Annotated in this window: 26 protein-coding genes and 1 pseudogene; 19 read left to right on the top strand and 8 right to left on the bottom strand. The window is 69.4% G+C overall.

All coding sequences use genetic code 11. From position 1 onward, the window contains the following. Positions 1-87 precede the first annotated feature (87 nt). Both NRF20_RS13735 and NRF20_RS13730 read left to right on the top strand, forming a co-directional pair. Positions 88-315: a hypothetical protein gene (locus NRF20_RS13735; RefSeq protein WP_072487271.1), complete on the top strand. Its 228-nt coding sequence runs from the start codon at positions 88-90 to the stop codon at positions 313-315. A gap of 143 nt (positions 316-458) precedes the next feature. Beyond that, complete coding sequence (locus NRF20_RS13730) at positions 459-1,136, top strand: HU family DNA-binding protein (protein ID WP_398630313.1); 678 nt, start codon at positions 459-461, stop codon at positions 1,134-1,136. Positions 1,137-1,227: 91 nt separating this feature from the next. On the opposite strand, the gene NRF20_RS13725 is transcribed toward NRF20_RS13730, so the two are convergent. Beyond that, positions 1,228-1,431 carry a hypothetical protein gene (locus NRF20_RS13725; protein ID WP_093899138.1) on the bottom strand — a complete coding sequence of 68 codons (204 nt, stop codon included), beginning with the start codon at positions 1,429-1,431 and terminating at the stop codon, positions 1,228-1,230. A 10-nt stretch (positions 1,432-1,441) separates the two neighbouring features. Then, positions 1,442-2,125 carry a 2-phospho-L-lactate guanylyltransferase gene (gene cofC / locus NRF20_RS13720; protein WP_266357579.1) on the bottom strand — a complete coding sequence of 228 codons (684 nt, stop codon included), beginning with the start codon at positions 2,123-2,125 and terminating at the stop codon, positions 1,442-1,444. A 149-nt stretch (positions 2,126-2,274) separates the two neighbouring features. Between cofC and NRF20_RS13715 the strand changes: the two genes are divergently transcribed. The 3 genes from NRF20_RS13715 (at position 2,275) to NRF20_RS13705 (ending at position 5,307) form a co-directional block, all read left to right on the top strand. Then, positions 2,275-3,027 (top strand): lysophospholipid acyltransferase family protein, encoded by a 753-nt coding sequence (locus NRF20_RS13715; RefSeq protein WP_398630312.1) that lies wholly within the window; start codon positions 2,275-2,277, stop codon positions 3,025-3,027. Further along, positions 3,024-4,034, top strand: coding sequence for an NAD(P)H-dependent glycerol-3-phosphate dehydrogenase (locus NRF20_RS13710; protein WP_398630311.1), 1,011 nt, complete (start codon positions 3,024-3,026; stop codon positions 4,032-4,034). Before NRF20_RS13715 ends, NRF20_RS13710 begins: the two co-directional genes overlap by 4 nt. A 115-nt stretch (positions 4,035-4,149) precedes the next feature. Next, on the top strand, positions 4,150-5,307 hold the full coding sequence (locus tag NRF20_RS13705; protein ID WP_266357574.1) for a D-alanine--D-alanine ligase family protein: 1,158 nt from the start codon (positions 4,150-4,152) through the stop codon (positions 5,305-5,307). 52 nt (positions 5,308-5,359) lie between these two features. Here NRF20_RS13705 and NRF20_RS13700 read toward each other — a convergent pair whose 3' ends face one another. Beyond that, positions 5,360-5,848: a DUF3515 domain-containing protein gene (locus NRF20_RS13700; protein ID WP_398630310.1), complete on the bottom strand. Its 489-nt coding sequence runs from the start codon at positions 5,846-5,848 to the stop codon at positions 5,360-5,362. 20 nt (positions 5,849-5,868) lie between these two features. After that, a complete protein-coding gene (locus NRF20_RS13695) occupies positions 5,869-6,102 on the bottom strand; it encodes an Lrp/AsnC family transcriptional regulator (protein ID WP_093899132.1) in 234 nt (77 codons plus the stop codon). Between the two features lie 336 nt (positions 6,103-6,438). Here NRF20_RS13695 and NRF20_RS13690 point away from each other — a divergent pair, with 336 nt between their 5' ends. Further along, positions 6,439-7,410, top strand: coding sequence for a thiamine-phosphate kinase (locus NRF20_RS13690; protein WP_266357571.1), 972 nt, complete (start codon positions 6,439-6,441; stop codon positions 7,408-7,410). A 10-nt stretch (positions 7,411-7,420) separates the two neighbouring features. Beyond that, a pseudogene (locus tag NRF20_RS13685) lies at positions 7,421-7,973 on the top strand (bifunctional hydroxymethylpyrimidine kinase/phosphomethylpyrimidine kinase). Between the two features lie 85 nt (positions 7,974-8,058). Here the strand turns inward: NRF20_RS13685 and rpmB are convergent. After that, on the bottom strand, positions 8,059-8,244 hold the full coding sequence (gene rpmB / locus NRF20_RS13680; protein ID WP_030928661.1) for a 50S ribosomal protein L28: 186 nt from the start codon (positions 8,242-8,244) through the stop codon (positions 8,059-8,061). A 258-nt stretch (positions 8,245-8,502) separates the two neighbouring features. Here rpmB and NRF20_RS13675 point away from each other — a divergent pair, with 258 nt between their 5' ends. Further along, complete coding sequence (locus NRF20_RS13675) at positions 8,503-10,116, top strand: DAK2 domain-containing protein (protein WP_398630309.1); 1,614 nt, start codon at positions 8,503-8,505, stop codon at positions 10,114-10,116. A gap of 20 nt (positions 10,117-10,136) precedes the next feature. Here the strand turns inward: NRF20_RS13675 and NRF20_RS13670 are convergent, their stop codons facing one another. Next, positions 10,137-10,460 (bottom strand): hypothetical protein, encoded by a 324-nt coding sequence (locus NRF20_RS13670; RefSeq protein WP_413752639.1) that lies wholly within the window; start codon positions 10,458-10,460, stop codon positions 10,137-10,139. 67 nt (positions 10,461-10,527) lie between these two features. Here NRF20_RS13670 and recG point away from each other — a divergent pair, with 67 nt between their 5' ends. From recG to mutM, 8 genes are all read left to right on the top strand, one after another. Next, positions 10,528-12,753 (top strand): ATP-dependent DNA helicase RecG, encoded by a 2,226-nt coding sequence (recG, locus tag NRF20_RS13665; protein WP_413752638.1) that lies wholly within the window; start codon positions 10,528-10,530, stop codon positions 12,751-12,753. Positions 12,754-12,849: 96 nt separating this feature from the next. Beyond that, a complete protein-coding gene (gene rsmD, locus NRF20_RS13660; RefSeq protein WP_413752637.1) occupies positions 12,850-13,434 on the top strand; it encodes a 16S rRNA (guanine(966)-N(2))-methyltransferase RsmD in 585 nt (194 codons plus the stop codon). Positions 13,435-13,460: 26 nt separating this feature from the next. Continuing rightward, the gene (coaD, locus tag NRF20_RS13655; protein ID WP_189279123.1) at positions 13,461-13,940 is read left to right on the top strand and encodes a pantetheine-phosphate adenylyltransferase; all 480 of its coding nucleotides are present in this window, start codon (positions 13,461-13,463) and stop codon (positions 13,938-13,940) included. Positions 13,941-14,039: 99 nt separating this feature from the next. Continuing rightward, the gene (locus NRF20_RS13650; RefSeq protein ID WP_266357564.1) at positions 14,040-15,113 is read left to right on the top strand and encodes a cell division initiation protein; all 1,074 of its coding nucleotides are present in this window, start codon (positions 14,040-14,042) and stop codon (positions 15,111-15,113) included. Between the two features lie 147 nt (positions 15,114-15,260). Then, on the top strand, positions 15,261-15,932 hold the full coding sequence (locus NRF20_RS13645) for a YceD family protein (protein ID WP_398630305.1): 672 nt from the start codon (positions 15,261-15,263) through the stop codon (positions 15,930-15,932). 2 nt (positions 15,933-15,934) lie between these two features. Next, positions 15,935-16,108, top strand: a complete 174-nt coding sequence (gene rpmF / locus NRF20_RS13640; protein WP_003965982.1) for a 50S ribosomal protein L32 — start codon at positions 15,935-15,937, stop codon at positions 16,106-16,108. A gap of 19 nt (positions 16,109-16,127) precedes the next feature. Next, positions 16,128-16,952, top strand: coding sequence for a ribonuclease III (gene rnc, locus NRF20_RS13635; RefSeq protein ID WP_398630304.1), 825 nt, complete (start codon positions 16,128-16,130; stop codon positions 16,950-16,952). 93 nt (positions 16,953-17,045) lie between these two features. Then, on the top strand, positions 17,046-17,915 hold the full coding sequence (mutM, locus tag NRF20_RS13630; protein WP_413752636.1) for a bifunctional DNA-formamidopyrimidine glycosylase/DNA-(apurinic or apyrimidinic site) lyase: 870 nt from the start codon (positions 17,046-17,048) through the stop codon (positions 17,913-17,915). Here the strand turns inward: mutM and NRF20_RS13625 are convergent. Beyond that, positions 17,888-18,316 carry a winged helix-turn-helix transcriptional regulator gene (locus NRF20_RS13625; RefSeq protein WP_398630302.1) on the bottom strand — a complete coding sequence of 143 codons (429 nt, stop codon included), beginning with the start codon at positions 18,314-18,316 and terminating at the stop codon, positions 17,888-17,890. The two genes, mutM and NRF20_RS13625, sit on opposite strands and share 28 nt — an antisense overlap. Positions 18,317-18,389: 73 nt before the next feature. Next, a complete protein-coding gene (locus NRF20_RS13620) occupies positions 18,390-19,340 on the bottom strand; it encodes a CAP domain-containing protein (protein ID WP_413752635.1) in 951 nt (316 codons plus the stop codon). A 145-nt stretch (positions 19,341-19,485) separates the two neighbouring features. Here NRF20_RS13620 and NRF20_RS13615 point away from each other — a divergent pair, with 145 nt between their 5' ends. From NRF20_RS13615 to NRF20_RS13605, 3 genes are all read left to right on the top strand, one after another. Beyond that, complete coding sequence (locus tag NRF20_RS13615) at positions 19,486-19,767, top strand: acylphosphatase (RefSeq protein ID WP_398630300.1); 282 nt, start codon at positions 19,486-19,488, stop codon at positions 19,765-19,767. Between the two features lie 209 nt (positions 19,768-19,976). Further along, complete coding sequence (locus NRF20_RS13610; RefSeq protein WP_229846040.1) at positions 19,977-20,117, top strand: hypothetical protein; 141 nt, start codon at positions 19,977-19,979, stop codon at positions 20,115-20,117. Positions 20,118-20,205: 88 nt separating this feature from the next. After that, entirely contained in the window at positions 20,206-20,418 is a 213-nt protein-coding gene (locus NRF20_RS13605) for a hypothetical protein (protein ID WP_018551753.1), read from the top strand. The last annotated feature ends 179 nt before the right edge of the window (positions 20,419-20,597 follow it).

The following is a 20,597-nucleotide window of genomic DNA, read 5'->3' as shown; positions in this document are numbered from 1 at the left end:
CTGCGCCCCCTGCCATCTGGTAGGGGGCGCAGTCGCTTGTTGAGACCCCGTCGGGCGACAACTCGCCCCAGATGGCACAATCGGTGCATGGAACGCGACAGCCAACTCAAGCTTTACGGCCAAGTCGCCGACCGATTGAAGGAAGCGCACACAAGAGTGCGCGCACTGCAAGTCCCGGAGGGCGTAAGGATGGCGCTGTCCCGGAAGCTGTTGGTCATCACGGCCGCGGCTAAGCACGATCTCCCGGATGCGGCAAGGCGTCTGGACCGGTTGATGAAGGACCTCGATGAGGGCCGATTCCCCGAAGGTGACTGACTCTGCGGAACTGCGCAGCGGTCGACTTCGTTGCGGCACTAGGGTGATTAGCCCGTTTCGTGTTTGATTTGCGGTATATATCTGCCTAACGTGCGAAAACGCTTGAACACTTTCGTTCTGGCAATGTCTCCGAAGGGGAAGACGTGAACAAGGCGCAGCTCGTAGAAGCGATTGCCGACAAGGTCGGCGGCCGTCAGCAGGCCGCAGACGCCGTCGACGCGGTGCTCGACGCGATCGTCCGTGCGGTTGTCGCGGGGGACCGTGTCTCGGTCACCGGCTTCGGCTCGTTCGAGAAGGTCGACCGCCCCGCCCGCTACGCCCGCAACCCGCAGACGGGTGAGCGGGTGCGGGTCAAGAAGACCTCGGTGCCCCGCTTCCGCGCGGGACAGGGCTTCAAGGACCTGGTGAGCGGCTCGAAGAAGCTCCCCAAGCATGATGTGGCCGTGAAGAAGGCGCCCAAGGGCAGCCTCACGGGCGGTGTTGCCCGTACGACGACCAAGGCCGCGGCCAAGAAGGCCACCGCCAAGAAGGCCGTTGCGAAGAAGGCCACCGCCAAGAAGGCCGTGACCGCGGCGAAGACCGCCGCCGCCAAGAAGACCACGGCGGCGGCCGCGAAGAAGACCACCGCCGCGGCCAAGAAGACCACGGCGGCGGCCGCGAAGAAGACCACCGCCGCGGCGGCGAAGAAGACGACGGCCGCCAAGAAGGCCGTCGCCAGCAAGACCGCGCCCGCCAAGAAGGCCGCGGTGAAGAAGGCGCCCGCTAAGAAGGCCACGGCACGCAAGACCACGGCGAAGAAGGCCACTGCACGGAAGAAGTGAGGCCGAGCAGCGCAGGGCTACTCACGCGCCGGGCCGGGCTCCCCTCGGGGAGCCCGGCCCGCGGGCTGTTGTGGGCAGTGCGCGGAGCCGTTCAGAACGTCTGCAGCGTCACCAGCGTGATCCGTAGATCCGCGCCCTCGCCGGTGACCTCGATGCGCACCCGCTGCCCCGGACGCAGCAGCCGCAGACCGCCGGCGTCGAAGGCCCGGGCGTCGAATTCCACCGGGGTGCCGTCGTCGAGCAGCACACTGCCGGTGCGGGTCTCGGGGTCGTACGTGTACGAGGTCGCCTGCATGAACGGCAGCCTATCGGTCCCCGAGGGGCACTCCGGCGGCCCAGCGCCCCGCCGTGTGCGGGCCGACGCCCAGGGCCAGGGCCGCCCGCAGATCGTCGCCGGTGTCCACGTCCTGGCGGACCGAATCGATGCCGGTCAGGCCGATTTCCACCGCTCCGGAGTCCAGGTGCCGGGCCCGGGAAGAACCGCCGAAAGCCGGTCGCAATTCCACTCCCGGCGCAGCCGACAGAAATGTTGTACCGATTCCCGCCGCATCGGTGACAAATGCGCGGGGAAATGCGGCGGAAAAATTGAGTACCCGGGACAATTCTCCGGGGCGCAGCGCGGGCAGATCCGCATTGAGAGCGGCGAGAGCCGCCCCTGGCCGCTCGGCCCGCACGGTCCGCTCACCGTGCGCGAGGGCGGCGTTGAGCCCGCGGTCCGGTTCGTCGGGAACGATTCGCGCCCCGAGCGCCGCGAGAGCCGCCCCGGCCTCCGTGTCGTCCGTGACGACCACCACATCCCGTACCGCCGGGCAGGACAGGGCGGCGGCCACGGTGTCCCGGGCGAAGGCGAGGGCGAGTCGCGGGCGCAGCGCGGCGCCCGTCGCAGGTGCGAGCCTGCTCTTGGCCCGTGCCAAGGGCTTCAACGGGACGACCAGTGACCAAGGACCCGCCGGGTCGGTGTTCGTGGCGATCTGCCTCTCGATGCGCATCGCCGCTTATTCTCGCCTGCCGGTGCGAGAACCCGGGGGTTCGGTCCCGAAAGCGGGGCGTACGGTGTTCTCGACAGAGCAGGGGCCTGGGGCGAGACTTGACCGTCGGTAGCCAGGCAGCAGTCAGGTCCTTAGAGGAAGGTGTCCGAGTGTCCCGCCGCAGAATCGGCTTCTGGTACCGCCTGGCGGCGGTCATCGTGAAACCGCCGTTGGTGGTTCTGTTCAAGCGTGACTGGCGGGGGATGGAACACATTCCGGCCGACGGCGGATTCATCACTGCGGTCAATCACAACTCGTATCTGGACCCGCTTTCCTACGGTCACTTCCAGTACAACACCGGACGGGTGCCGCGGCTTCTCGCGAAGGCGGGCCTCTTCAAGACCCCCTTTGTCGGAATGATGCTGCGCGGCACCGGACAGATCCCCGTATACCGCGAGACGACCAATGCGCTGGACGCCTTCAGGGCCGCCGTCGACGCCATCGAGCGCGGTGAATGCGTCGCCTTCTATCCGGAGGGCACCCTCACCCGCGACCCCGACATGTGGCCGATGGCCGGCAAGACCGGTGCGGCCCGCGTCGCGTTGATGACGAAGGCCCCGGTCATCCCGGTCGCCCAGTGGGGCGCCAACCTGGCCATGCCGCCGTATGCCAGGGAGAACAAGCTCCGGCTCTTCCCCCGCAAGACCCTTCAGGTGCAGGCCGGACCGCCTGTCGACCTCTCCCGGTTCTACGACAAGGATCCGACGCCGGACGTCCTGCGCGAGGCGACCGAGGCCATCATGGCGGCGGTGACCGCGCAGCTGGAGACCGTGCGGGGCGAGAAGGCGCCCGCGGAGCCGTACGACCACCGCAAGGCCCGTGCAGAACAGCGGCGCAAGGCCGAAGGAAAGGGACCCAAGTGACGCACCCCGCAAAGGCAGCCGTCTTCGGAACAGGCTCATGGGGTACGGCCTTCGGCATGGTTCTCGCCGATGCCGGCTGCGAGGTGACCCTCTGGGGCCGTCGCGCCGAAGTCGCCGAGGCCGTCAACACGACCCGTACCAACCCGGACTATCTGCCGGGAATTGAACTCCCCGCGTCGATCCGGGCCACCACCGACGCCGCTCAGGCGCTGCGCGGCGCCGACTTCGCCGTGCTCGTGGTGCCCTCGCAGACACTGCGCGCCAATCTCGCCGACTGGGCCCCGCACCTCGGCTCCGACACCGTCCTCGTCTCGCTGATGAAGGGCGTCGAACTCGGCACCGCGAAGCGGATGAGCGAGGTCATCGAGGACGTCACCAAGGTCTCCGCGGACCGCGTCGCCGTCATCACCGGCCCCAACCTGGCCAAGGAGATCGCCGAACGCCGCCCCGCCGCGGCCGTTGTCGCCTGCCAGGACGAGTCCGTGGCCCAGCGACTCCAGACCGCCTGCCACACCTCGTACTTCCGCCCGTACACCAACACCGATGTGGTCGGCTGCGAACTCGGCGGCGCGGTCAAGAACGTCATCGGTCTCGCCGTGGGTATCGCCGACGGCATGGGTCTCGGTGACAACGCCAAGGGCTCGCTCATCACCCGCGGTCTCGCCGAGACGACCCGTCTCGGCCTCGCCATGGGCGCCGACCCGCTGACCTTCTCCGGACTCGCGGGCCTCGGCGACCTGGTGGCGACCTGCTCCTCGCCGCTGTCGCGCAACCACACCTTCGGCACCAACCTCGGCCGCGGCATGACGCTGGAAGAGACCATCGCCGTCACCAAGCAGACCGCCGAGGGCGTCAAGTCCTGTGAATCAGTGCTCGATCTGGCGCGCAGGCACGGCGTCGACATGCCCATCACCGAGACGGTCGTCGGCATCGTCCACGAGGGCAAGCCGCCGATGGTCGCACTGGGCGAGCTGATGTCGCGCAGCGCGAAACCCGAGCGACGCTGACGGGTTCGCCGGGAGGACCTGAGGAGGGCGCAAGCCGGTGAACGTCCGCGGTCATCGCTCCAGCGGCCCCGGCCACGCTGACGCGAGTGGTACCAGCAGGTACGCTCAACGCGATATGAGCAGCGAGAACCTCCCCCAGAGCCCGGAGCAGCAGCTCCGCAAGCCGCGCGTGGCCGTCGTGTTCGGCGGCCGCAGCTCCGAACACGGCATCTCGGTCGTCACGGCGGGTGCCGTCCTGAACGCCATCGACCGGACGAAGTACGACGTCCTGCCGATCGGCATCACGACGGACGGCCGCTGGGCGCTCACCGCCGATGAGCCCGAGCGCATGGCCATCACGGACCGGAAGATGCCGGACGTGGCCCAGCTGGCCGAGTCCACCGAGGGCGGCGTGGTGCTCTCCGTCGACCCCGGCAGCCGTGAAGTGGTGTACAGCGAGCCCGGCTCGGTTCCCAAGGCGCTCGGCGAGGTCGACGTCGTCTTCCCCGTGCTGCACGGCCCGTACGGCGAGGACGGCACCCTTCAGGGGCTCCTGGAGCTCTCCGGTGTGCCGTACGTCGGCGCCGGGGTGCTCGCCTCGGCGGTCGGTCAGGACAAGGAGTACATGAAGCGGGTCTTCACCTCGTTCGGGCTGCCGGTCGGCCCGTACGTCGTGGTACGTCCCCGCGAATGGGACACGGACCCCTCCGCTGCCCGCAAGCGCATCGTGGACTTCGCCGGTGACCACGGCTGGCCGCTCTTCATCAAGCCCGCCCGGGCCGGCTCGTCGATCGGCATCACCAAGGTCGACGATCTCTCCGGTCTCGACGATGCGATCGAGGAAGCCCGCCGCCACGACCCCAAGTTCCTGGTCGAGTCGCTGCTGCGCGGCCGCGAGATCGAGTGCGGGGTGCTGGAGTTCGAGGACGGACCGCGCGCCAGCGTGCCCGCCGAGATTCCGCCGGTGACCTCGCACGACTTCTACGACTTCGAGGCCAAGTACATCGACTCGGCCTCCGGGATCGTGCCCGCCCCGCTCACCGAGGAGCAGACGGCCGAGGTTCAGCGGCTGGCGGTCGACGCCTTCGAAGCCGTGTCCTGCGAGGGTCTGGTGCGGGCCGACTTCTTCCTCACCGAGGACGGCAGCTTCGTGATCAACGAGATCAATACGCTGCCGGGCTTCACCCCGATCTCCATGTACCCGCGGATGTGGCAGGAGAGCGGCGTGAGCTACCAGGAGCTGGTGGACCGGCTGATCCAGGCCGCGTTGAACCGGCCGACCGGCCTGCGCTGAGAAGACGAGACCCGCGCCGCAGGGCGTGTGCTCCGCAACGGGAGCGCACGCCCTACAGGCTGCTGGGAACCGTCTTGCGAATGGCCGGGGCGAACGCGGCCAACGGGCTCGCATCATGGGCGTACGCCGTCGAGAGACTCACCTCGACGTACGCCTTGCGGTAGGTCGTCGTAAAACGCGGACCGGCGTCCGCCGACTGCTCCAGCAGCCAGTTGACGCCGTCCGCCTCGACCCCCTTCGCCATGGGGTCGTCCATCTTCGCGGGCCGGGGGACGCCGCAGCGCAGTACGATCGCTCCGTCCCCCCACTCGGCGGTCAGTTCGGACTTCGTCCCGGTGTCACCGCGGTCGAGTCCGGCAACGGTCTTCGGCAGCTCCTTGTGCAGTGCACGGCAGTAGGCTGCGGCTTCCGGCGACGGCGTGGGAACCGTGATCGACGCCGCGGCGTCCGTTGAGGAGCAGCCCGCCGCGGCCAGCAGCAGCGCGGCAACGGACGGACCGAGAAACACGGGGTGGCGGAACCGGCGGCGCAATGATGTCACCGGCCCAGCGTAGACGGGGGCTACAGATGAACCACCGGGCAGGTCAGGGTTCTGGTGATGCCTTCCACTTGCTGGACCTTGGCGACCACCATGCGGCCGAGTTCATCGACCGTGTCGGCCTGGGCGCGCACGATCACGTCATAGGGGCCGGTGACGTCCTCTGCCTGGATCACTCCCGGAACTTTGGCGATGGTCTCGGCGACGGTCGACGCCTTGCCCACCTCGGTCTGAATAAGGATGTACGCCTGTACCACGGAACCTCCAGGGCGGCCACGAGGATCATGTGGGGGAAAGGGACGCCACGGTATCGCGTCGCCGCGGGCCGCGGGGAGACCTACGGGGCGGTTGACGTCCACAGCGTGGCGCACGCAAGACACAAGTTGACGTATCTCTTGACAGTACCGACAGCAGTGACGGCCCGCGACCGCATGTGCAGCGGTGCGGAAGAGCGTTGCGGGAGGGGGACAGACATGCCGATGAGAACCGGTGCAGACTGCTCCCTGCGGCGGCGGCCGGTCCACGATCCGGACCCCTGGCCGCTGAAGCAGCCCGGACGATCGTCCGGGGCGATAGATGAGAGGTGAGACTCGGTGAAGGGAACCGTGGGCGAGTTGGGGGAGTTCGGGCTCATCAGGGAGCTCACTTCCCGGCTCACCACCACTCCGGCGGTACGGCTCGGCCCCGGCGACGACGCCGCGGTCGTGTCCGCTCCCGACCGCAGGGTCGTGGCCAGTACGGACATCCTGTTGGAGGGACGGCACTTCCGTCGCGACTGGTCGACGGCGTACGACGTCGGCCGCAAGGCCGCCGCCCAGAATCTCGCCGACATCGCCGCCATGGGCGCCGTGCCCACCGCGCTGCTGCTCGGCCTGGTCGTCCCTGCCGAACTCCCGGTCACCTGGGCCGGCGAGCTGATGGACGGCATCCGTGACGAGTGCCAGGTCGCCGGCGCGGCCGTGGTCGGCGGCGATGTGGTGCGCGGCGAGACGATCACCGTCTCGATCACCGCACTCGGTGATCTGCGCAACCATGAACCGGTCACCCGGTCCGGCGCCCAGCCCGGCGACGTCATCGCCGTCACCGGCTGGCTCGGCTGGTCCGCTGCCGGATACGCCGTGCTCTCCCGCGGCTTCCGCTCGCCCCGCGCCTTCGTCGAGGCCCACCGGCGCCCCGAACCGCCGTACCACGCGGGCCCCGCGGCCGCCGGGCTAGGCGCCACCGCGATGACGGACGTGAGCGACGGACTCGTCGCCGACCTCGGGCACATCGCCGAGGCCAGCAAGGTCCGGATCGATCTGCGCTCCGGACTCATCGACATCCCCTCGCAGATGTCCGACATCGGTCAGGCCGTCGGCGTGGACCCGCTGCAGTGGGTGCTGACCGGGGGAGAGGACCACGCGATCGTCGCCACTTTCCCGCCGGACGTGAAGCTGCCCGCCCGCTGGAAGGTGATCGGCGAAGTCCTCAACCCCTCGGCGCTGCCACAGGTGACGGTCGACGGGGCGCCTTGGACCAGCAAGGGCGGCTGGGACCATTTCGGGGGCATCGAGGACGCCCCGTAGATTTCGGCGTGTGCCCATATCTGCTGCCGTACCCGCCCGCGTGTGCACCGCCGCCGGTTCCGATTCCGGCGGCGGTGCGGGCATTCGGGCCGATCCGAAGACGATGCCGGCGCTCGGTGTGCACGGAATGAGCGTGCTGACCGCCGTCACGGCCCAGAACTCGCTGAGGGCGCAGGGCGCCTGAGTTGCCCGTCGATGCCGTACGCGCCCGGTACCGCAGCGTGGTGGACGACCGGAATGCGGCAGACCACCACTGCGGTACCGGGCTTCGGGCCGCGCCGGGTCTTCATCAAGGGCGGGCATCTGCCCGGCGAGCCCGTCGATCTGCTGACGGACGGCGCCGAGGAGCACTGGCTGCGCGCACCGCGGCACGACAACCGCCACACCCACGGCACCGGTTGCAGCTCGCCTCGGCGATCGCCTGGTCACTGGCCCTGGGCCAGCACGTACCCACGGCGGTACGAGGCGCGAAGGCGCAGGTCACCGGGGCGATCGAAGCGGGCTTCCCGATGGGCGCCGGAATCGGCCCCGTCGACCACGGCCGGCGGACGCGCACCGTGTGAGGGCCCCAAGAGCGCAGCAAAAAGCCGGTCCACCGAGGTGGACCGGCTTTTTGGGCAACCGGAAGGCTGCGCTACGACGGGAACGTCAGCGCGCGACCTTGCCGGCCTTGATGCACGAGGTGCAGACGTTGAGCCGCTTCGGCGTCCGACCGACCACGGCACGCACGCGCTGGATGTTGGGATTCCAGCGACGGGACGTACGGCGGTGCGAGTGCGAAATGTTGTTGCCGAAGCCCGGCCCCTTGCCGCAGACGTCGCAGTTGGCAGCCACGGGTCACTCCAAAGACTTCAGATGCACTTACAGTGAATTCCGGCGCGCCGGAATCATTTGACTGAAGTGGCGGCGCCGGAGGAATGGCCCGACTCTCATCGGGCAACCGAAGCAGCATACAACGGCTGCGTCGGTAGAACGAAACTACCATGGGTTCCGCCGCCCCCTGTCCCGCCCCTGTCCCCGTCGGACCCGGCGCACGGGGCTACTCTGCGGTGCAGCCGGCCACGCACGGCCGATTTCGAGGAGGACCGACAGGTGCTGCAGACCGCCGACGACATGGACGCCGTCGCGGTGCGTACCTGGTGCTCACTGGCCCTGGAGGCACTGGGCCGGGAACGCGAGGCGATCGACGCGATCAACGTCTACCCCGTCGCCGACGGGGACACCGGTACGAACCTCTATCTCACCGTGGAGTCCGCGACCCAGGCCGTCGAAGCGGTCTTCGCCGCCCATGAGACCGGTACGACCGTGCCCGTCGCCGCCGACGCGGTAGGGGCCATGGCGCACGGAGCACTGATCGGTGCGCGCGGAAACTCCGGCACGATCCTGGCCCAGCTGTTGCGCGGGATGGCAGGGGTGCTGGCCGACGGGCACGACGCGGACCATCTGCGCCGGGCGCTCACCAGGGCCGCCGCAGCCGCCCGGCAGGCCGTCGCCCACCCCGTCGAGGGCACCGTGCTGACCGTGGCCACCGCAGCCGCCGAGGCCGCCGGGCGCACGGCGGACGACGCCGGGACCGCGGCGGTCGCACGGGCGGCGTACGAGGGAGCGCGGACGGCCCTGGAAGCGACCCCCGGACAGCTCGCCGTCCTCGGACGGGCGGGCGTCGTGGACGCAGGCGGACGGGGCCTGGTGACGGTGCTCGGGGCGCTCGTCGAAGCGGTCTCCGGGCAGGCTCCCGAGCGCACGTACGTGGCCGTGCCCGCGACCGTGGTCCCTGTGTCGCAGGACTGCGCGGAGGGCGGACCGGCCTTCGAGGTCATCTACCTGCTGGAGGCCACGGACGAGGCCGTGGACCGGCTGCGGACCCGGCTCGACGGCCTCGGCGACTCGCTCGTGGTGGTGGGCGGCGACGGGCTGTGGAACGTCCATGTGCATGTCGACGACGCGGGTGCGGCGGTGGAGGCCGGTGTCGAGGCGGGGCGGCCGTACCGCATCCGGATCACCCACTTCGGCGCGGACCGGGTGCACCCCCACATCGAACCCGTGCAGCGCGCGGTCGTCGTGGTGGTCCCCGGCGACGGGCTCCGCGGCCTGTGCAAGGAGGCCGGGGCGACGACGGTCCTGGCACGCCCCGGGGAGCCGCCCGCCAGTGGCGAACTGGTCGACGCGATCCGCCGGGCGCATGCCCGCGAGGTGGTTCTGCTGCCCAACGACGCGGAGCTGCGCCACACCGCCGCTGCCGCCGCCGAACAGGCCCGCGCGGAGGGTGTCCGGGTCGCCCTGATCCCGACCCGGGCCGCCGTCCAGGGCATCGCCGCCCTCGCCGTCCACGAACCCGACCGCAGCTTCGACGAGGACGTGGTGGCGATGACCGCCGCGGCCGGTGCCACCCGCTACGCCGAACTGGCCGTCGCCGAGCGGCAGTCCTGGACCATGGCGGGTATCTGCCAGGCCGGCGACATCCTGGGCCTGATCGACGGCGATGTCGCGGTCATCGGCGAGGACGTACCGGAAACGGCCCGGAACGTGCTGGACCGCATGCTGGCGGCGGGCGGCGAACTGGTCACCCTGGTCCTCGGCGAGGACGTTCCCGACAGCCTGGCCGACGAGCTGGAGGAGCACGTACGCGAGGGCTATCTGGCGGTCGACACGATGGTGTACCGGGGAGGCCTTCAGTGTGTTCCGCTGCTGATCGGGGTGGAGTAGGGCGGTCGGCGCGGGTGTCCTCAAGCGCCGGGCGGGCCCGGATTCTCGGCCAGGTACTTCGGCAGCGCCTCCGCCTCCGCCTCCGCCTCCGCCTCCGCCTCCGCCTCCGCCCGGCCCGTCTCGCCCGGTTCCTCGTCCCCGTACACATCGAGGACACCGCGGGCCCGTGCCCGGGCCGCGTCCGGGCTGTTCAGGCCCGCCTCCAGCCAGGCGGTCATCAGGCCGGCGGCCGTGCGCAGGCCGGGGAAGTCGGGCCCGGCCTCCGCGAAGCCGGGTCGGGCGATCCCGCGTGAGGTGATCGCGAGCCGGAGGCAGGGGAGCCGATCCCGGGGGCGTGGCGACAATTCCGACCAGCGGATTCCGGTGTTCCGCGTGGTGCCCGGCGGACATCTGTCAGTGGTGTGGTGTGCAATGGATCGCGTGTCTGCGTTCGATGAACCCCTCAAGAAGCTGCTCGGCGGAGCCACCGCGAAGGTGATGGCCGAACACCTCGACCTGCATACGGTCGGTGATCTGCTGCACCACTACCCGCGGCGGTACGAGGAGCGCGGTCGGCTCACGGCGCTGACCGACCTTCCGCTGGACGAGCATGTGACGGTGGTCGCCCAGGTCGCCGACGCACGCGTCATGATGTTCAACAACGGCCGCGGCAAGCGCCTCGAAGTGACCCTCACCGACGGCAACGGCCGCCTCCAGCTGGTCTTCTTCGGCCATGGCGTCCACAAGCCGCACAAGGAGCTGTTGCCGGGCCGGCGGGCGATGTTCGCGGGCAAGGTCTCCGTCTTCAACCGGAAGATGCAGCTGGCCCACCCCACGTACCAGCTGCTGGACGCCGAGTCCATCGACGGGGACGAGGCCACGGAAGCGGTGGACGCGTTCGCCGGGCGGCTGCTGCCGATCTACCCGGCCTGCAAGCAGCTGGACTCGTGGCGGATCGCCAAGGCCGTCGACACCGTGCTGCCCAGCGCGCGGGAGGCCGTCGACCCGCTGCCGCCGAGTCTGCGCGAGGGCCGCGGGTTCACCCCGCTCCCGGAAGCGCTGCTGAAGGTCCACCGCCCGCAGACCAAGGCGGACATCGCACAGGCCAGGGACCGGCTGAAGTGGGACGAGGCCTTCGTCCTCCAGGTCGCGCTGGCCCGCCGCAGATACGCCGACACCCAGCTCCCGGCAGTGGCCCGCAGGCCCAGGCCCGGCGGACTGCTCGACGCCTTCGACGCCAAGCTGCCCTTCACCCTCACCGAGGGACAGCAGAAGGTCTCCAAGGAAATCTTCGACGACCTGGCGACCGAGCACCCGATGCACCGGCTCCTCCAGGGCGAGGTCGGGTCCGGGAAGACCATGGTCGCGCTGCGCGCCATGCTCGCCGTCGTCGACGCGGGCGGGCAGGCCGCGATGCTCGCCCCCACCGAGGTGCTCGCCCAGCAGCACCACCGCTCCATCACCGAAATGATGGGCGAGCTCGCCGAAGGCGGCATGCTGGGCGGCTCCGACCTCGGTACGAAGGTGGTGCTCCTGACCGGCTCCATGGGGATGGCGGCCCGCCGTCAGGCGCTGCTGGACCTGGTCACCGGCGAGGCGGGGATCGTGATCGGCACGCATGCGCTGATCGAGGACAAGGTGCAGTTCCACGACCTGGGGCTGGTCGTCGTCGACGAGCAGCACCGCTTCGGAGTGGAACAGCGCGACGCGCTGCGGTCCAAGGGGAAGCAGCCGCCGCACCTGCTGGTGATGACCGCCACCCCCATTCCCCGTACGGTCGCGATGACGGTCTTCGGTGACCTGGAGACGTCCGTCCTGGACCAGCTGCCGGCGGGCCGATCGCCGATCGCCAGCCATGTCGTGCCCGCCAAGGACAAGCCGCACTTCCTCAGCCGCGCCTGGGAGCGGGTCCGCGAGGAGGTCGGGAACGGGCATCAGGCATACGTCGTCTGCCCCCGGATCGGTGACGACGCCGACGACGAGGCCGAGAAGAAGAACAGGAAGAAGGCCGCGGAGAAGGCGGCCGAGGAGGACGGGGAGAAGCGCCCGCCGCTCGCGGTCCTGGAGATCGCGGAACAGCTCGCCAAGGGTGCCCTCGCCGGTCTGCGCATCGAGGTGCTGCACGGCAGGATGAACCCCGACGACAAGGACGACGTGATGCGGCGCTTCGCCGCGGGCCAGGTCGACGTCCTGGTCGCGACGACCGTCATCGAGGTCGGGGTCAACGTCCCCAACGCCACCGCGATGGTGATCATGGACGCCGACCGGTTCGGCGTCTCCCAGCTCCACCAGCTCCGTGGCCGGGTCGGCCGCGGCTCCGCCGCCGGACTCTGTCTGCTGGTCAGCGAGGCCCATGAGGCCAGCCCCGCCCGCGCCCGGCTCTCCGCCGTCGCCGCCACCCTCGACGGCTTCGAGCTGTCCCGGATCGACCTCGAACAGCGCCGCGAGGGCGACGTCCTCGGCCAGGCCCAGTCCGGGGTCCGTTCCTCGCTGCGGATGCTCACCGTCATCGACGACGAGGAGGTCATCGCCGCCGCCCGCGAGGAGGCCGCCACGATCGTCGCCGCCGACCCGGAGTTGGAACACCTGCCCGAGCTGCGGATCGCGCTGGACGCGCTGCTCGACAAGGAGCGCGAACAGTACCTCGACAAGGGGTGACGGGTGCGCGGGCCCCATCCGCCACGACGCCATATCGTGGGTGGCACGGCGCCGCAGCATCCTGTGGGCCACCCACGAACCGAGGACCTGACACCCATGACCCGCGTGATCGCCGGCTCGGCCGGCGGACGCCGCCTGGCCGTTCCGCCCGGCACCGGCACCCGCCCCACCTCCGACCGTGCACGCGAGGGCCTCTTCTCCACCTGGGAAGCCCTCCTGGGCAGCCTCCGCGGCACCCGTATCGCGGATCTGTATGCGGGCTCCGGCGCTGTCGGCCTGGAGGCACTCTCCCGCGGCGCGGTCCACGCCCTGCTCGTCGAAGCCGACTCCAAGGCCGTCCGCACCGTCCGGGACAACGTCCGCACACTCGGCCTGCCCGGCGCCGAAGTCCGTACCGGCAAAGCCGAACAGATCGTGACGGGACCGGCGCCCGCGGAGCCGTACGACGTGGTGTTCCTGGACCCGCCGTACGCCGTGACCGACGACGATCTTGGCGAGATACTGCTCACACTCCGTGCCCAGGGGTGGCTCACAGCCGACGCCCTCGTCACCGTGGAACGCAGCACCAGAGGCGGAGAATTCAACTGGCCCAAGGGATTTGAGCCACTGCGGGCCCGTCGCTACGGCGAGGGAACGCTTTGGTACGGTCGCGCCGCCTCTACGTGCGAAGACGCACGATGACCGGACCGGAGAGCGAGGGAACCAAGTTGCGCCGCGCCGTCTGCCCGGGGTCATTCGACCCCATCACCAATGGACACCTCGACATCATTGGCCGTGCCTCGAAGCTGTACGACGTCGTACATGTCGCGGTGATGATCAACCAGTCCAAGAAGGGCCTGTTCACGGTCGACGAGCGGATCGACCTGATCCGCCAGGTCACCGCCGACTTCGGCAACGTCGAGGTCGAGTCCTTCCATGGCCTCCTGGTCGACTTCTGCAAGCAGCGCGACATCCCGGCGATCGTGAAGGGCCTGCGGGCCGTCAGCGACTTCGACTACGAGCTGCAGATGGCCCAGATGAACAACGGCCTCTCCGGCGTCGAAACGCTCTTCGTGCCGACCAATCCCACCTACAGCTTCCTGTCGTCCTCCCTGGTCAAGGAGGTCGCGACCTGGGGCGGCGACGTCTCCCACCTGCTGCCCCCGGTGGTCCACGAAGCCCTCACCGAACGCCTCGCTCAGCGCTGAAGAACTGACGAACCGTCACCAGGTGTCGGGCGGGCGCCGACTGGCCGTACAGTCGTCCCGTCCGTCTCCAAATCGGCTGTAGAGAGTGGCGAGCACACGGTGGACGTGCAGAAGAAGCTCGACGAGATCGTCGAGGCGGTCGGGAGCGCCCGGTCCATGCCCATGTCGGCTTCGTGCGTGGTCAACCGCGCCGAGCTGCTCGCGATGCTCGAAGAGGTGCGCGAGGCCCTGCCCGGCTCACTCGCCCACGCCCAGGAGCTCATCGGCGGCCGGGAGCAGATGGCCGAGCAGGCCCGTCAGGAGGCCGAGCGGATCATCGAGACCGCGCATGCCGAACGCACCTCGCTGATCTCCGGGACCGAGGTCGCCAGGCAGTCCCGCAGCGAGGCCGACCGCATCCTCGGCGAGGCCCGCCGGGAGGCCGAGGAGGTCCGTGCCGAGGCCGACGAGTACGTCGACAGCAAGCTCGCCAACTTCGAGGTCGTCCTCACCAAGACCATCGGCTCCGTCGACCGGGGCCGCGAGAAGCTCCTCGGCCGTGGCCAGGCCTTCGACGAGCATGGATACGAGGACCCGGACTTCGCCGAGGCCCCCGAGCGCAGCACCGATCCGGCCACGCTCCAGCGCCGTGCGGACGAATACGTCGACACGAAGCTCGGCGCCTTCGAGGCCGTGCTCGCCAAGACCCTGGAGGCGGTCGGCCGCGGCCGGCAGAAGCTGCACGGCCGGGTCGCCACCGACGAACTCGGCGCGCACGTGGCCGCCCAGGACGCGGCGGGCAATCAGGGGCACATGAGCGACGAGGACCACTGGGCCGGCCTCGCCGAGCTCGCCACCCCGCAGCCGCAGCCGGTGCACCAGCAGGTCCAGCCGCACTTCCCCGCCCAGGCCCAGCCGAGCTACGCGGAGACGTACGCGTACCAGGAGCAGCCGCAGCAGGACGTCTACGGATATCAGCAGCAGCCGGACCCGTACGCCGCCTATCAGCAGCAGGGCTACGACCAGAGCCAGGCCCAGACCCCGGTCCAGGGGTACGACGGCTGGCAGCAGCAGCCGATGCAGCCCCAGCAGGCGCTCCAGCCGCAGGGCGAGAGCGCCCTCGACGAGACCAGCCTGTTCGACACCAGCATGATCGATCTGGACCAGCTCCGCCGGTACGAACAGGAGCGCTGACCGGGCGGTACGGAGGCGGGGCGGACCGGATTGGGAGCTGGGCGGTGCGTCCAGTATCCTGGCTGTTCGGTCGCGCGTATGTCCGCGATCCCGGCTGCCCGTTTCGAATCCGAATCCGGTCGGCCCTCCCTACGATGCGCGATGCACATGATTTCGAAAGCAGGAAAAGCCCTGAACGGCCACCTCGACCACCGAAACCCCCTCGTGTTCGACACGCACGAGCTGGGTCGGCGTCCCGGTGCCCTCCAGCGGCTGACCCGCTCGGTGGACGCACCCGGTTCACCGGCCCTCGGCATCGAGGGGGTCATCGGTGTGCCGGAAGGCGCACCCGTGGAGTTGGACCTCCGTCTCGAATCGGTCATGGAAGGGGTGCTTGTCACAGGCACCGCCCGTGCGTCGGCCGAGGGGGAGTGCGTAAGGTGTCTGGAGCCGCTGCGCCAAGAGGTTGTGGCGGACTTCCAGGAGATGTTCTCGTACCCTGACGCCGATGACCGGGGCCGCAGCAGCAAGGCGGAACCGGCCGACGACGCCGAGGACGACGAGGACAGGCTCTTCATCGAGGACGGCCTGTTCGACCTCGAACCAGTGCTGCGCGATGCGGTGGTGCTCGCACTGCCGATGCAGCCGGTGTGCCGGGAGTCCTGTGCCGGTCTGTGTTCCGAATGCGGAATCAGGCTGGACGAGAACCCCGGTCACCACCACGATGCCGTCGACATCCGTTGGGCGGCATTGCAAGGACTCGCCGACACCGTTCAGGACGGCGAGAAGGACAACATGGGCGGCGCCGAAGCGGGCGTCGACGAGAAGCAGGAGAAGTAGCCGTGGCTGTTCCGAAGCGGAAGATGTCGCGCAGCAACACGCGCCACCGCCGGTCGCAGTGGAAGGCTGCGGTCCCCACCCTGGTTTCGTGTGAGCGTTGCCAGGAGCCGAAGCTGCAGCACATCGCGTGCCCCAGCTGCGGCACGTACAACAAGCGCCAGGTCCTCGAGGTCTGAGCGGCTGGTGAGAGGCCCGATGTCTGAGTTGTCCAACGCCAAGAAGCAGGCAGACAACGTCAACACAGCCTCGTCCCACACGCTTCTGGAAGGGCGGCTCGGGTATCACCTCGAGTCCGCCCTTCTGGTGCGTGCGCTGACCCATCGTTCGTACGCATACGAGAACGGCGGCCTGCCCACCAACGAGCGGCTCGAATTCCTCGGGGATTCGGTGCTCGGCCTGGTGGTCACGGACACGCTGTACCGCACCCACCCCGACCTGCCCGAAGGCCAGCTGGCCAAGTTGCGGGCCGCGGTGGTCAACTCGCGTGCACTTGCGGAGGTGGGCCGCGGCCTCGAACTCGGCTCCTTCATCCGGCTCGGCCGCGGTGAAGAGGGCACGGGCGGCAGGGACAAGGCGTCCATCCTCGCCGACACCCTTGAAGCGGTGATCGGCGCGGTCTACCTCGACCAGGGTCTCGGCGCGGCCTCGGAGCTGGTCCACCGGCTCTTCGACCCGCTGATCGACAGGTCCTCGAACCTCGGCGCCGGCCTGGACTGGAAGACCAGCCTCCAGGAACTCACCGCGAGCGAGAGCCTCGGCGTTCCCGAGTACCTCGTCACGGAGACCGGCCCGGACCACGAGAAGACCTTTACTGCTGCTGCTCGCGTCGGTGGTGTCTCGTACGGCACCGGCACCGGCCGTAGCAAGAAGGAAGCGGAGCAGCAGGCGGCGGAGTCCGCCTGGCGCGAGATCAGCGCCGCCGCGGAAGCGCGGGAGGCGGCGGCGAAGGCCGCTGCCGACGGAGGGGCCGCCGACACCCCTGCCGACCCGTCGCCGTCCACGGACGCCGCTCCGGCCTGACCCGAGAACCCCTCGGTGCGCAGCGCACCGAGGGGTTTTTCCTGCCCGGATATTCTTTTCATCTCTCCAGTTCACTGCTCCAGGAGCGACACCGTGCCCGAGCTGCCCGAGGTCGAAGTCGTACGACGCGGTCTTGAGCGCTGGGTCACCGGCCGCACGGTCGGCGACGTCGAGGTGCTGCACCCGCGTGCGGTCCGCCGCCATCTCGCGGGCGGTGTGGACTTCGCGGCCCGGCTCGGCGGCGCCCGCTTCGGAACGGCCATGCGCCGCGGCAAGTACCTCTGGATGCCGCTGAACGATGCGTCCAGCTCACTCCTGGGCCACCTCGGCATGAGCGGCCAGCTGCTCGTACAGCCGCAGGACACCCCCGACGAGAAGCATCTGCGCATCAGGATCCGCTTCGACGACTCGCTCGGCACCGAACTGCGCTTCGTCGACCAGCGGACCTTCGGGGGGCTCTCGCTCCACGAATGCGCCGCCGACAGCACGGACGGGCTGCCCGACACCATTGCGCACATCGCCCGCGACCCCCTGGACCCGGCCTTCGACGACGCGGCGTTCCACACGGCCCTGCGACTGCGCCGTACGACGATCAAACGCGCCCTGCTCGACCAGTCGCTGATCAGCGGAGTCGGCAATATCTACGCGGACGAGGCGCTCTGGCGCACCAAGTTGCACTACGACCGGCCGACCGCGACCCTCACCCGCCCCAAGTCGGCCGAACTGCTGGGCCATGTCCGCGACGTGATGAACGCGGCGCTCGACCAGGGCGGCACCAGCTTCGACAGTCTCTACGTCAATGTGAACGGTGAGTCCGGCTACTTCGACCGCTCGCTCGACGCGTACGGGCGAGAGGACGAGCCCTGCCACCGCTGCGGTACGCCGATGCGCCGCCGCCCGTGGATGAACCGCTCCAGCTACTTCTGCCCGCGCTGTCAGCGACCGCCGCGCACGGCTTCCTGAGCGCCGGTCTCCGGACTCGGGTGGGCCTCGTCGTAACGGTCACGGGCCTGGAGGACCTCGGGCATCCGGCCCTCGACGAGCTCGATCAGTCCGAGCAGCCGCTCGGCGACCTGCCGGCCCAGAGTCGTCAGCTCGTAGTCGACGCGCGGCGGATTGGTCGGCTGGGCCTTGCGGTGGACCAGACCGTCCCGCTCCAGGGCGTGGAGCGTCTGCGAGAGCATCTTCTCGCTCACCCCGTCGACCCGGCGACGGAGTTCGTTGAAGCGGAAGCTGCCCTCGTACAGCGCTCCCAGCGTCAGACTGCCCCAGCGTCCGGTGACATGCTCCAGGGTGCCGCGCGAGGGGCACTGTCTGGAGAACACATCAAAAGCGAGCGCGTCCAGACGGGTGTTCTCGTCCATGCCGACCAGCGTACGCCGCACAGCGCTTACCGCTGGGGTGCGCTTTCTCCTGGTGAGCTGCCCCCGGGAGTGCTCAGAAACCGAAGTCCTGGGTCCACCAGGGGCCGCCCGCACCGAAGTGCACGCCGACGCCGAGCGTCTTGTAATCGCAGTTGAGAATGTTGGCCCGATGGCCGGCGCTGCTCATCCAGGAGTCCATCACGGCCTGCGCGTCGGCCTGGCCGCGGGCGATGTTCTCGCCGCCGAGCCCCTGCACACCGGCCTTCGAGGCGCGGTCCCAGGGTGTCCGGCCATCGGGGTCGGTGTGGTCGAAGAAGCCGCGGGCAGCCATGTCGTCGCTGAAGTCCTGGGCCAGCGCGGCCAGCGGGGCGCTGGTCGTCACGGGGCTGCAGCCGACCTTCGCGCGCTCCTGGTTGACCAGGGTGAGCACAGCGGCCTGCGCGGAGCCGGCGGCGGCCGACGTCGGCTCCACGGACCTGCGGGCGGCCGGAGTGGAGGCCGCGGCCGTCGGCGCGGCCGACGACTTCTCGACCGCGGCCGGGGCGGTGCTCTTCCCGGCTTCCGTCGCAGCGGACTCGGACGACGTCGGAGATTCGGACGGCTTCGCCCGCCCGGTCGGTCCGGACGTTTTCGACGGGGAGGCGGACGACGGGGACCCGGTGGGGGACTCCGCCTTCGTCGGGCCGTCGGCGTGCCCGACGCCGCGGCCGGCCGCGGCGGACGCGGTGGCGCGGTCGGCAGGGGCGGTGGTGGAGGCGCCCTGGGTCAGCAGGTCCGGGGCTCCCTTGGTACGCACCTGGTCGGCAGCCGTGCCGCCGCCGACCGTGTAGGTGTCGCCGCCGGGCAGCAGACCGGAGGCGACCGCCACGGCCCCCACGGCCAGGGCCGCGGACGCGCCGATCAGTCCCGTACGAACAGGTATCCCGGACCGCTTCCTGCGGCGCGCGCCCCGGTGCCGCCCCGCGTCCCCCGCCGCGTGGTACTCAGCGGCAGGAGCTGCGGCGGAGCGTCGATGGCGTCCCATCTGCTGAGCCCTTCTGGGGGTCTGGACGCCGTTCTCGGCGTCAACATGATTCACCCGATGGGGTGAAGCTATTGCGACCGGACTGTAGCCCATGCCCTATCGGCAGAAAGTGTTCCGAGATCAATTGGCCGGTTAGCGTTCGGGCATGAACGAAGAGGTACGACTCACCGCCTGGGTACGCGGCCGAGTACAGCAAGTAGGGTTCCGCTGGTTCACCAGGGCAAACGCTCTGGAGATCGGTGGTCTCACCGGATTCGCCCTGAATCTCGACGACGGCAGGGTGCAGGTCGTCGCCGAGGGTCAACGTGAGAATTGCCACCGTCTGCTGGAATGGCTGCGCTCGGACGACACACCCGGGCGCGTTGACGGAGTCACTGAGATCTGGGACACCCCGCGCGGCGGATACGAGGGCTTCGCGATCCGCTGATCCGGGCTCGATCCGGGGCCGTCCCGGGAGGCTGTGTTCGGACCGTGTTCGACGGGCGGCGCGGGGTGACGGAGTGGGCGCTCATCTGCGTACACATGAAATGACCTGCGGAATGACCGGGTGGTTGCAAAGATTCGGTTGGCGTGCCAGGCTGCGGCAGTAAGGATGATCTCCACGCCCCCGAGGGTCCCGCAGGAGAGTCGCGCCGCATGATCGTCAAGCCGCGCGCCCCAGGCCGCCCGTCTCTACAGGGCGTGATCGTGTTGACCGTCAAACTTTTTGGTGAGACGCTGAAATCCCCGCGCACCTTAGCTGTTTGGCAGAGCTGTTTGGCAGCAGAACAGCAGTGAATACAGAGCACTGCCGAGCACCGCGGGTGCGATTCCCTCACGACCCACACCGCATCGGTCGGTCACTCAGTGTGGAGGACCATCCATCATGGCAAAGGCGCTTCTCGGTTACGTCGGCGGTTCCGACCCGCGACTCCTCGCCGAGATGCGACGGCTCCAGCAGCGCGTCCAGGACCTCGAATCCGAGCTCGTACGGATTCAGGACGAGAACGACGCACTCAATGCCGCCGCCCAGCACCAAGAGTCGCTGCTCGACAGCATCGACATCGACGTACCTCAGGCGGAGCCGGCACTGACCTGACCGATGGCCCCCAGGGCCGGTCGGGCTGCCCGCGTCAGCCGTCCGAGATCATCACCCGGATCGTCGCCGGATCATTGAAGATCACTGCTCTTGATCTGTCACCACCGTGACATGTCCTTGATCCGTCATGCGCTGCACCAGCAACACCGCACACGCAACACCGCACAAGAATTACAAGG

Source organism: Streptomyces sp. R-74717 (assembly GCF_047305335.1).
Lineage (GTDB): Bacteria > Actinomycetota > Actinomycetes > Streptomycetales > Streptomycetaceae > Streptomyces > Streptomyces atratus.
This window is presented reverse-complemented; position numbering and strand designations above follow the sequence as displayed.